The organism is Neobacillus sp. KR4-4, from assembly GCF_042136325.1.
GTDB lineage: Bacteria > Bacillota > Bacilli > Bacillales > Cytobacillaceae > Neobacillus.
Window position 1 is genome coordinate 333,400 of record NZ_JBHHJU010000002.1, and the last position, 10,650, is coordinate 344,049.

The 10,650-nt window shown below is 38.6% G+C and carries 9 protein-coding genes and 1 rRNA gene; 8 read left to right on the forward strand and 2 right to left on the reverse strand.

Going from position 1 to position 10,650, the window contains the following annotated elements; genetic code table 11:
* Positions 1–116: 116 nt before the first annotated feature.
* Both rnpA and rpmH read right to left on the reverse strand, forming a co-directional pair.
* The gene (gene rnpA, locus ACE198_RS03370; protein WP_098577018.1) at positions 117–458 is read right to left on the reverse strand and encodes a ribonuclease P protein component; all 342 of its coding nucleotides are present in this window, start codon (positions 456–458) and stop codon (positions 117–119) included.
* 50 nt (positions 459–508) lie between these two features.
* Positions 509–643, reverse strand: a complete 135-nt coding sequence (gene rpmH, locus ACE198_RS03375; RefSeq protein WP_007084526.1) for a 50S ribosomal protein L34 — start codon at positions 641–643, stop codon at positions 509–511.
* 632 nt (positions 644–1,275) lie between these two features.
* Between rpmH and dnaA the strand changes: the two genes are divergently transcribed.
* The 8 genes from dnaA to ACE198_RS03415 all read left to right on the forward strand — a co-directional run.
* Positions 1,276–2,622 carry a chromosomal replication initiator protein DnaA gene (dnaA, locus tag ACE198_RS03380; protein ID WP_098577015.1) on the forward strand — a complete coding sequence of 449 codons (1,347 nt, stop codon included), beginning with the start codon at positions 1,276–1,278 and terminating at the stop codon, positions 2,620–2,622.
* 194 nt (positions 2,623–2,816) lie between these two features.
* A complete protein-coding gene (gene dnaN, locus ACE198_RS03385; protein WP_251462966.1) occupies positions 2,817–3,953 on the forward strand; it encodes a DNA polymerase III subunit beta in 1,137 nt (378 codons plus the stop codon).
* Positions 3,954–4,076: 123 nt separating this feature from the next.
* Entirely contained in the window at positions 4,077–4,292 is a 216-nt protein-coding gene (gene yaaA / locus ACE198_RS03390; RefSeq protein WP_098577009.1) for a S4 domain-containing protein YaaA, read from the forward strand.
* A 70-nt stretch (positions 4,293–4,362) separates the two neighbouring features.
* Positions 4,363–5,481, forward strand: a complete 1,119-nt coding sequence (recF, locus tag ACE198_RS03395) for a DNA replication/repair protein RecF (RefSeq protein WP_251462964.1) — start codon at positions 4,363–4,365, stop codon at positions 5,479–5,481.
* Between the two features lie 8 nt (positions 5,482–5,489).
* A complete protein-coding gene (gene remB, locus ACE198_RS03400) occupies positions 5,490–5,738 on the forward strand; it encodes an extracellular matrix regulator RemB (protein WP_098577003.1) in 249 nt (82 codons plus the stop codon).
* A gap of 66 nt (positions 5,739–5,804) precedes the next feature.
* A complete protein-coding gene (gyrB, locus tag ACE198_RS03405; protein WP_251462962.1) occupies positions 5,805–7,730 on the forward strand; it encodes a DNA topoisomerase (ATP-hydrolyzing) subunit B in 1,926 nt (641 codons plus the stop codon).
* A gap of 26 nt (positions 7,731–7,756) precedes the next feature.
* The gene (gyrA, locus tag ACE198_RS03410) at positions 7,757–10,273 is read left to right on the forward strand and encodes a DNA gyrase subunit A (protein ID WP_251462960.1); all 2,517 of its coding nucleotides are present in this window, start codon (positions 7,757–7,759) and stop codon (positions 10,271–10,273) included.
* 279 nt (positions 10,274–10,552) lie between these two features.
* Positions 10,553–10,650: ribosomal RNA gene (locus tag ACE198_RS03415) — 16S ribosomal RNA — on the forward strand; the annotation flags it as partial.

The window sequence follows — 10,650 nt, forward strand, 5'->3', positions numbered from 1 at the left end:
CTCTATGTATTATTTTTTTTACGTTTTTCAAAGGTATTTTATCATTTACGCAAAGGAATTGTCTTCAATATGATGCAAATTTTCAGGCAAATTCCTTCGCATTTATGTCCTTACTATCACTTTTTTAAAACCTTCCCGACTTTTAGAACATGGGTAAGACTTTTTTTCACTTCAAAAAAGTCCATGTCAGCTGCTGGCTTTCTGGCAATAATGACATAATCATTCCCTATTGCTAGCTGCTCGCTTAACTCAAAGATGGATTGCCTTACATAGCGTTTAATTCGATTCCTTGTAACAGCATTTCCAATCTTCTTACTCACAGACAAACCAATCCGAAAATGATCTTGTCCCTCTTTTAATAAGGAATAAACAACAAACTGCCGATTGGCAAAAGACTGCCCCTTTTGGAATGCTGCTTGAAATTCTTTATTCTTTTTAATACGTAGCTCTTTTTTCATAAAAACACCCTCAGTCGGATTAGAAAAAAGACCACTGACTTTTCAGTGGTCTATGCTGATAATACTTTTCTTCCCTTTAGACGACGACGCGCTAGAACCTTACGGCCATTAGCTGAGCTCATACGACTACGGAAACCGTGAACTTTACTATGCTTACGTTTATTTGGTTGATATGTTCTTTTCATTATATGACACCTCCCTAAAGGATGCTATCAAGTTAAGTGACAGTCTTACTCATTATAATAACCTCACCATTAAATTGTCAACCATTCTCTGCTATTGTTCCCATTTCCAAATTTTATTGAACATGAATTAGCTAATTTCCAGAGATTATATTCTTATATGAATACGTTCGATCATCGCTAATACAAGTTAGCTCTTTTAATAAGTCATCATTTCCTTGTGGATATTTTTTCGACATTATTTTAGCTATCCACACAAGATATTGACAGGTTTTGCACAAAACATCTACTTGTGGACAAATTCTGTGCACATATTGTTATCGTTGTGGATAAACTACGAAAAGGCATTGCGCCTTAAGCAATTATTTGATATTATATTTGTGTTTTCACTCTGAATAACTTTATCCACACCAAAACGTTATCCACAATTTGTGGATATCATGTGGATAGCTTATCCTAGGGTACTGTAGAAAGTTGTCCACAAGAAGTGGATATTGTCGAAATTCCACTTTACTTCCTTATTATTTATTATCCACATTCACTGATTCGTATATTTATAAATTAATAGGTTGTACTGACGGTATAAGAAAAGCGCACGTGCTAATCTAGGCTGCGTACTAAAGGAGGGATATTATTTGGAAAATATTGCGGATCTTTGGCATGCTGCATTAGCTAATATAGAGAAAAAGATCAGCAAACCAAGCTTTGATACCTGGCTTAAGTCCACCAAGGCCCATTCCCTTCAAGGTGATTTGTTGATTATTACAGCACCCAATGAATTTGCCCGTGATTGGCTGGAAGAACGTTACTCTCAGTTAATCGCAGGAATACTATATGAAATTACCGGCGAAGAGCTTGCTGTTAAATTTATCATTCCGCAAAATCAAAAAGAAGCAGAAAATGATGTGCAATTACCTCCTAAAAAGGTAAAAAAGGACGATGACCATGGGGAATTTCCTCAAGGTATCTTAAATCAAAAGTATACTTTTGATACATTTGTCATTGGCTCAGGCAACCGTTTTGCCCATGCCGCATCGCTCGCTGTAGCTGAAGCACCTGCCAAAGCATACAATCCCCTCTTTATCTATGGAGGCGTGGGATTAGGAAAAACGCACTTAATGCATGCAATTGGTCATTATGTTTTAGATCATAACCCTGCAGCAAAAGTCGTTTATTTATCATCCGAAAAATTTACTAACGAGTTTATTAACTCGATTCGAGACAATAAAGCGGAGAATTTTCGCAATAAATATCGAAATGTTGACATTTTACTTATAGATGATATTCAATTCTTAGCTGGAAAAGAATCAACCCAGGAAGAATTTTTTCATACGTTTAATGCACTCCATGAGGAAAGTAAACAAATTATCATCTCCAGCGACCGGCCGCCAAGAGAAATTCCAACATTAGAGGACAGGCTCAGATCCCGATTTGAATGGGGTTTGATAACTGATATTACGCCGCCTGATTTAGAAACAAGGATTGCCATCCTCAGGAAAAAGGCAAAGGCAGAGGGTCTGGATATTCCAAATGAGGTCATGTTATATATTGCCAATCAAATTGACTCCAACATTCGTGAGCTTGAGGGTGCGCTAATCCGCGTGGTTGCTTACTCCTCTTTAATCAATAAGGATATCAATGCCGATTTAGCAGCAGAAGCTTTAAAGGACATCATTCCAAGTTCCAAGCCTAAAGTCATCACAATTTTGGATATTCAAAAGACGGTTGGGGAACTATTTAGTATTAAACTGGAAGATTTCAAAGCAAAAAAACGGACAAAGTCGCTCGCATTTCCTAGACAAATTGCGATGTATTTATCACGTGAATTAACGGATTATTCTTTGCCGAAAATAGGAGAAGAGTTTGGCGGGCGAGATCATACTACCGTCATTCATGCGCACGAAAAGATTTCTAAACTCCTCCAGTCCGATGCCCAGCTGCAAAGACAAATGAAAGAACTTCATGAACTTTTGAAGGTCTAAAACACGACTGAATTATGTGCATAACTTCTTAGTATTTACACACAGTCTGTCCACATGTGGATAGGCTGTGTTTCCGTTGAAATAATGGGTTATCCACATACTAACAGGCCCTACTAGTACTTCTACTCTTTTTTTAAAAAAATATATTATGTTTTTAATAACAAAAATATGCTTAAAACGGAGGATTATATTCGATGAAATTTATCATCCAAAGAGATCGATTAGTTCAGAGTGTTCAAGATGTAATGAAGGCTGTTACATCAAGAACCACTATTCCAATTTTAACGGGGATTAAAATTACAGCGACAACTGAAGGTGTTACTCTAACAGGGAGTGATTCAGATATTTCGATTGAATCGTTTATTCCTAAAGAGGATGCTGGTGACGAGATTATTGAAGTTAAACAAGCAGGCTCGATTGTACTTCAAGCGAAAGTCTTTAGTGAAATCGTTAAAAAACTACCGACTGCTTCAGTAGAAATTGAAGTACTCGGCTCTCTTCAAACCGTTATTCGCTCAGGAAAATCTGAATTTAACTTAGTCGGTCTTGATGCAGAAGAATATCCTCATCTGCCACAATTAGAAGAAAATAATAAATTTCATATTGCCACAGATTTATTAAAAGCAATGATCCGACAAACACATTTTGCCGTGTCCACCTCAGAAACACGCCCCATCTTGACAGGTGTAAACTGGCGCGTTGAAAATGGGGAGTTAAACTGTATTGCAACAGATAGTCACCGTCTTGCACTAAGGAAGGCAAAGATTGAAACGCCAAACAACGAGAATTATAATGTCGTTATTCCAGGAAAAAGCTTAAATGAACTTAGTAAAATTATTGATGACAGTAATGAACTGATTGATATTGTTATCACTGAAAATCAGATTTTATTTAAAGCGAAGCACTTGTTATTTTTCTCAAGATTGTTAGAAGGAAATTATCCCGATACATCAAGATTGATTCCAAGTGAAAGTAAAACGGATGTAACGGTTAATACAAAGGAATTTTTACAGGCAATCGATCGAGCGTCGCTACTAGCAAGAGAAGGAAGAAATAATGTTGTTAAACTTTCGACAATTGAGGGTGGACTCATTGAAATTTCTTCAAACACTCCAGAAGTTGGGAAAGTTGTCGAAGAAATTCAAAGTGAAGCGATTGAGGGAGAAGAATTAAAGATTTCCTTTAGTGCAAAATATATGATGGATGCCTTAAAAGCGCTTGAAGGTCAAGATATTAGAGTGAGCTTTACAGGGGCTATGCGTCCTTTCGTGATTCGCCCGCTTCATGATGAAACCATTTTGCAATTAATCTTACCAGTCCGAACATACTAATTTTATATACTTAATCCTCCATGCCACCAAACTATGGTGGCTTTATTTTAGTTTTCTTTGTAACTCTGTCGATTTTTTAGTAAAATAAAGTATTGAGACCATTTTAGAAACGAGGGTGATGATTTGCCTGAAAAAATAAAGCTTGATACAGAATTTATTACCTTAGGTCAATTTTTAAAACTGGCTGATGTAATACAAACTGGCGGCATGGCAAAATGGTTTTTAAGCGAACATGAAATATTTATTAATGGTGAACAAGATCAAAGAAGAGGAAGAAAGCTGCGCTCTGGTGACAAAATCAGGATTCCTGGCTTTGGAGAGTTTGTCATTACTGAGTAAATTAAGAAGTAGTTTATTGGGTAAATTCTTCTTAATTTATTGAATAGCTCAGCTAAAGGATGTTTTCCTAATGTATATTGAAAAATTAGCGCTCACCAATTATCGAAATTATGAAGAGTTGTTCGTAGAATTTGAGAACAAAGTAAATGTGATCCTGGGTGAAAATGCCCAGGGAAAAACAAATGTGATGGAATCCATTTATGTTTTAGCGATGGCCAAATCACATCGTACTTCCAATGATAAAGAACTTATTCGCTGGGACCAAGAATATGCTAAAATAGAGGGTAGGGTTCAAAAGCAACACGGCTCATTGCCGTTGCAATTAATTATTTCGAAAAAGGGAAAAAAAGCGAAATCTAACCATATTGAGCAGCGTAAATTAAGTCAATATGTCGGAAATATGAATGTTGTTATGTTTGCTCCTGAGGATCTTAACCTAGTAAAAGGGAGCCCTCAAGTCCGCAGGCGTTTTATTGATATGGAAATTGGACAAGTTTCGCCGCTTTATTTACATGATATGAGTCAATATCAAAAGATACTTCAGCAGCGCAATCATTATTTAAAAATGCTGCAGATAAAAAAGCAGACAGATCAAACGATGCTGGAAATCTTAACGGAACAATTTATTGGGATGGCTGTGAAAATTGTCACAAAAAGGTTTGAATTCCTGCGTCTTCTGCAAAATTGGGCCAAACCCATTCATCAAGGAATATCGAGAGGTCTAGAAACACTCGAAATTACCTATAAACCGTCGGTAGAGGTATTAGAAGAGCAAGATTTGTCGAAGATGATAGCATGCTTTGAAGAAAAATTCAGCAAGGTTAGAACGAGGGAAATTGAACGAGGAACAAGCCTGTTTGGTCCCCATCGGGATGACCTTATTTTTACTGTGAATGGAAGAGATGTGCAAACCTTTGGTTCACAAGGTCAGCAGCGGACCACGGCATTATCCTTGAAACTTGCTGAAATTGAATTAATATTTGCTGAGATTGGAGAATATCCAATTTTACTTTTAGACGATGTTTTATCAGAATTAGATGATTACCGGCAGTCTCATTTGCTTAACACGATCCAAGGGAAGGTACAGACCTTTGTGACAACCACAAGTGTTGAGGGAATCGATCATCAAACATTAAAGGAGGCCTCAACATATATTGTTGAAGCCGGAAGGATGAAGAAAGTAAATTGAGGTGAACCATGTATATCCATATCGGGGAAGATATTAATATTAGAGCAAGGGATATTATTTCTATCTTGGATAAAGAGAGTGTTAACAACTCGCCGCTCGTTGAAGAATTCCTCAAGTCTCGAAAGGAAAAGGTAATTAATCTATCTAAAAACCCCTTTAAATCAGTTATTGTCACAAATGACAATGTATACTTATCCCCGATTTCTTCTGGTACTTTAAAGAAACGTTCAAATCAAATGACTATACATGAATTTTGAAGTTAATTACATGTTTTTTAATGATTATATAGATATATTTTTGTCAGAAGGTGCAGGTGAACAAGCATGACTTTAGAACAAAAGGCTGTGGAACAAGCATATGGTGCGGAGCAAATACAGGTTCTTGAAGGACTTGAAGCTGTTCGAAAAAGACCAGGAATGTATATTGGTTCAACAAGCGGTAAAGGGCTTCATCATCTTGTTTGGGAAATTGTAGATAATAGTATTGACGAGGCATTAGCAGGTTTCTGTAATGAAATTAATGTCACCATTGAGGAAGATAATAGCATTACAGTTAAAGATAATGGCCGCGGGATTCCGGTTGATATTCAAGAAAAGATGGGCAGACCTGCAGTTGAAGTTATTATGACTGTACTTCATGCAGGAGGTAAGTTTGGCGGCGGAGGCTATAAAGTTTCTGGAGGACTGCATGGGGTAGGTGCATCCGTAGTTAATGCGCTGTCTACTGAACTTGAGGTTTATGTCCATCGTGATGAAAAAATCCACCGTATTAAATTTGAACGAGGCGCGGTTGTTTCTGAATTAGAGGTAATTGGTACGACTGATCAAACGGGGACCATTACTCATTTCAAACCAGATGGTGAGATTTTTACGGAGACTTTGGTCTATGAATATGACATTCTTGCTACTCGCCTTCGTGAACTTGCATTCCTTAACAGGGGAATCAAAATTACGATAGAAGATAAGCGAGTTGAAAATAAACGAAACGAATATCACTATGAAGGCGGTATTAAATCCTATGTAGAGCATTTAAACCGTACAAAAGAAGTGATCCATGAAGAACCAATTTACATGGAGGGAGAACGCGATGGAATTAGTGTGGAAGTCGCACTCCAGTATAATGAAGGCTATACAGAGAATATCTATTCCTTCGCGAATAACATTCATACGTACGAAGGCGGAACACATGAATCTGGTTTTAAAACGGCTTTAACAAGAGTCATCAACGATTATGCGCGAAAAAACGGCTTAATTAAAGACAATGATACCAATCTTTCCGGGGAGGATGTTCGTGAAGGAATTACCGCGATCGTTTCCATTAAACATCCAGACCCACAATTTGAAGGACAAACCAAGACAAAGTTAGGAAATTCTGAGGTAAGAGCCATCACTGATGCCGTCTTTGCCAGCACTTTTGATAAATTCATGTTGGAAAATCCAGCGGTTGCCAAGAAAATTGTCGAGAAAGGTCTTATGGCTGCACGTGCAAGGCTTGCGGCAAAGAAGGCTAGAGAGCTGACCCGCCGAAAAAGTGCTTTAGAGGTTTCTAGTTTACCTGGAAAATTAGCTGACTGCTCTTCAAAAGATCCTGCTGAAAGTGAAATGTATATTGTTGAGGGTGACTCCGCTGGCGGATCAGCAAAGCAAGGTCGTGATCGTCACTTCCAAGCCATTCTGCCACTACGCGGGAAAATCCTTAATGTGGAGAAAGCACGTTTAGATCGAATCCTTTCTAACAATGAGGTAAGAGCGATGATTACTGCGATTGGAACAGGAATCGGTGAAGATTTTGATATTTCCAAAGCACGTTATCATAAAATCGTCATTATGACGGATGCGGATGTTGATGGTGCCCATATCCGGACGCTTCTTCTAACGTTCTTTTACCGTTTTATGAGAAAAATATTAGAAGCAGGTTATGTTTATATTGCCCAGCCGCCTCTCTATAAAGTACAGCAAGGTAAACGGATTGAGTACGCCTATAATGATAAAGAACTTGAAAAGATTTTTGCCGTGCTTCCAGCGACACCAAAACCGAATATTCAGCGATATAAAGGACTAGGCGAGATGAATCCTGAACAATTATGGGAAACCACAATGGATCCAGCGAGAAGAAGTATGCTTCAGGTTAGCCTTGAAGATGCGATTGAGGCGGATGAAACCTTTGATATGTTAATGGGTGAGAAGGTAGAACCGCGTCGTAATTTCATTGAGGCGAATGCCCAATACGTGAAGAATTTAGATATATAAAGCAACGGTGAAAGGAGGTAACAAGTATGGCTGACACACCAAATTCTCAAGTAACAGAGATTAATATCAGTAAGGAGATGAAATCTTCCTTTCTTGACTATGCGATGAGCGTTATCGTTTCTCGGGCCCTTCCAGATGTTCGGGATGGATTGAAACCAGTTCATCGCCGTATTCTATATGCTATGCATGATCTTGGAATGCATTCAGACAAACCCTATAAAAAATCAGCTCGTATCGTTGGGGATGTAATCGGTAAATATCATCCACATGGTGACTCTGCAGTATATGAAACAATGGTTCGGATGGCCCAGGACTTCAACTATCGTTATATGCTTGTCGATGGACATGGAAACTTCGGTTCTGTCGATGGCGACTCGGCTGCTGCCATGCGTTATACAGAATCAAGAATGTCGAAAATCTCAATGGAATTATTACGAGATATAAACAAGGATACGATTGATTATCAAGATAACTATGATGGGGAGGAAAGAGAGCCGGTTGTTCTACCAGCCAGGTTCCCTAACCTTTTAGTTAACGGAACAACAGGAATTGCTGTTGGAATGGCAACCAATATTCCGCCGCACCAACTTGGAGAGGTAATCGATGGAGTTTTAGCGCTTAGTCGTGACCCTGAAATTACTACACAAGAGCTCATGGAAATTATTCCTGGTCCAGACTTTCCTACCGGAGGTATTATCATAGGCCGAAGCGGTATTCGTAAAGCCTACGAAACAGGCAGAGGATCCATTACAGTTCGTGCTAAGGTAGTCATTGAGCAAAAGGCAAATGGTAAAGAAGTTATCATTGTTAATGAATTACCTTATCAAGTGAATAAGGCGAGATTAGTTGAAAAAATCGCTGAACTAGCCCGTGATAAAAAAATCGAAGGTATTACTGACCTGAGAGACGAATCCGACCGAAAAGGTATGCGGATTGTTATTGAAGTTCGTAAAGATGCGAATGCCAACGTCCTGTTAAATAATTTATATAAACATACAGCATTACAAACTAGCTTCGGAATTAACACACTTGCCCTAGTTAATGGACATCCAAAGGTGTTGACACTTAAACAATGCTTAGTCCATTACCTAGACCATCAAAATGTAGTTATCCGCCGGAGAACCGAGTTTGAACTGCGTAAAGCGGAAGCACGTGCCCATATCTTAGAGGGGTTAAGGATTGCACTTGATCACTTGGATGAAGTCATTAATTTAATTCGTAGTTCACAAACGACTGAAATTGCTCGAGAAGGCTTGATGACTACCTTTAATCTTTCTGAAAAGCAGGCCCAAGCGATCCTTGATATGCGCTTACAGCGTTTAACAGGTTTAGAGAGAGAAAAGATTGAAGAAGAATATCAAAACCTAGTGAAGCTAATTGCTGAATTAAAGGCAATATTAGCTGATGATGAAAAAGTTCTTGAAATTATTCGTGAAGAATTGTTGGAAATCAAAGAGCGCTTCAATGACACTCGCCGGACAGAAATTGTTACAGGCGGAATAGAAAACATTGAAGATGAGGATCTAATTCCACAAGAAAATATCGTTATTTCCTTGACTCATAATGGTTATATTAAGAGACTCCCAGTTTCCACCTATCGTGCTCAACGACGCGGAGGACGTGGAATCCAGGGAATGGGAACCAATGAGGATGATTTTGTTGAACATTTAATAACGACTTCAACACATGATACGATTCTCTTCTTTACGAACAAAGGTAAAGTTTATCGTTCAAAAGGATATGAAATACCTGAATACAGCCGTACGGCTAAAGGTATTCCGATTATTAACCTCCTTGGTATCGAAAAAGGAGAATGGGTCAATGCGATCATTCCGGTGGAGGAATTTGTGGATGACTGGTTCCTATTCTTTACAACCAAAGAGGGAATCTCAAAACGCTCCCCATTAACTTCATTTGCCCATATTCGCAACAATGGCTTAATTGCCTTGAGTTTGCGTGAAGGTGATGAATTAATCAGTGTCCGCTTGACCGATGGCAGCAAGGATATTATTATTGGCACCAAAAAAGGTATGTTGATTCGGTTCCCAGAAACTGATGTTCGATCTATGGGAAGAACGGCCACCGGTGTGAAGGGTATTTCTTTAGATAGTAACGATGAAGTAGTTGGAATGGAAGTTTTAGAGGAAACGAATGATGTTCTTATTGTAACCAAAAATGGTTATGGAAAACGAACAACTGCATCTGAATATCGTATCCAAGGCAGAGGCGGAAAAGGAATCAAGACATGCCATGTGACTGAAAAAAATGGTGATCTTGTTTCGATGCGCGCGGTTACTGGTGAAGAGGATCTCATGCTGATTACCACTGGCGGTGTACTTATCCGGATGGATGTTGGTGGGATTTCTAAGATGGGCCGAAACACTCAAGGTGTGAAGCTAATAAGCATGAAAGAAAGTGAAGATGAATTTGTAGCTACAGTGGCTAAGGTAGAAAAAGAAGAGGAAGAAGAAAACCTTGAACCTGATTCTATCGATACAGTGGAAGAGCATTCTGATGCGGTAACTACAGAGGAAGAAGAATAAAAAATGAGGGGGGGCACACTAGGTGTGTTCCCTTTTTTATTAATTTCAGGGCGGTGGAGTTAATATTATCGGAATAAAATATTTAAAAAATCCTTATTGTAAAAAAAGAATAGAAAAATCGTTGACTTTAGTTTTTACAGGTGGTATATTTATTAAGTCGCTTACGGGCGATAGAGAAATTGATCTTTGAAAACTAAACAAACAAAATCGTGCAAACAAACAATAAATTTTAGTTTCTTTTAAGAAGCTAAGCCAACGTAACAAATGAGCTAATCAACTTTCTTGGAGAGTTTGATCCTGGCTCAGGACGAACGCTGGCGGCGTGCCTAATACATGCAAGTCGAGCGGGACTCTTCGGAGTCTAGCGGCGGACGGGT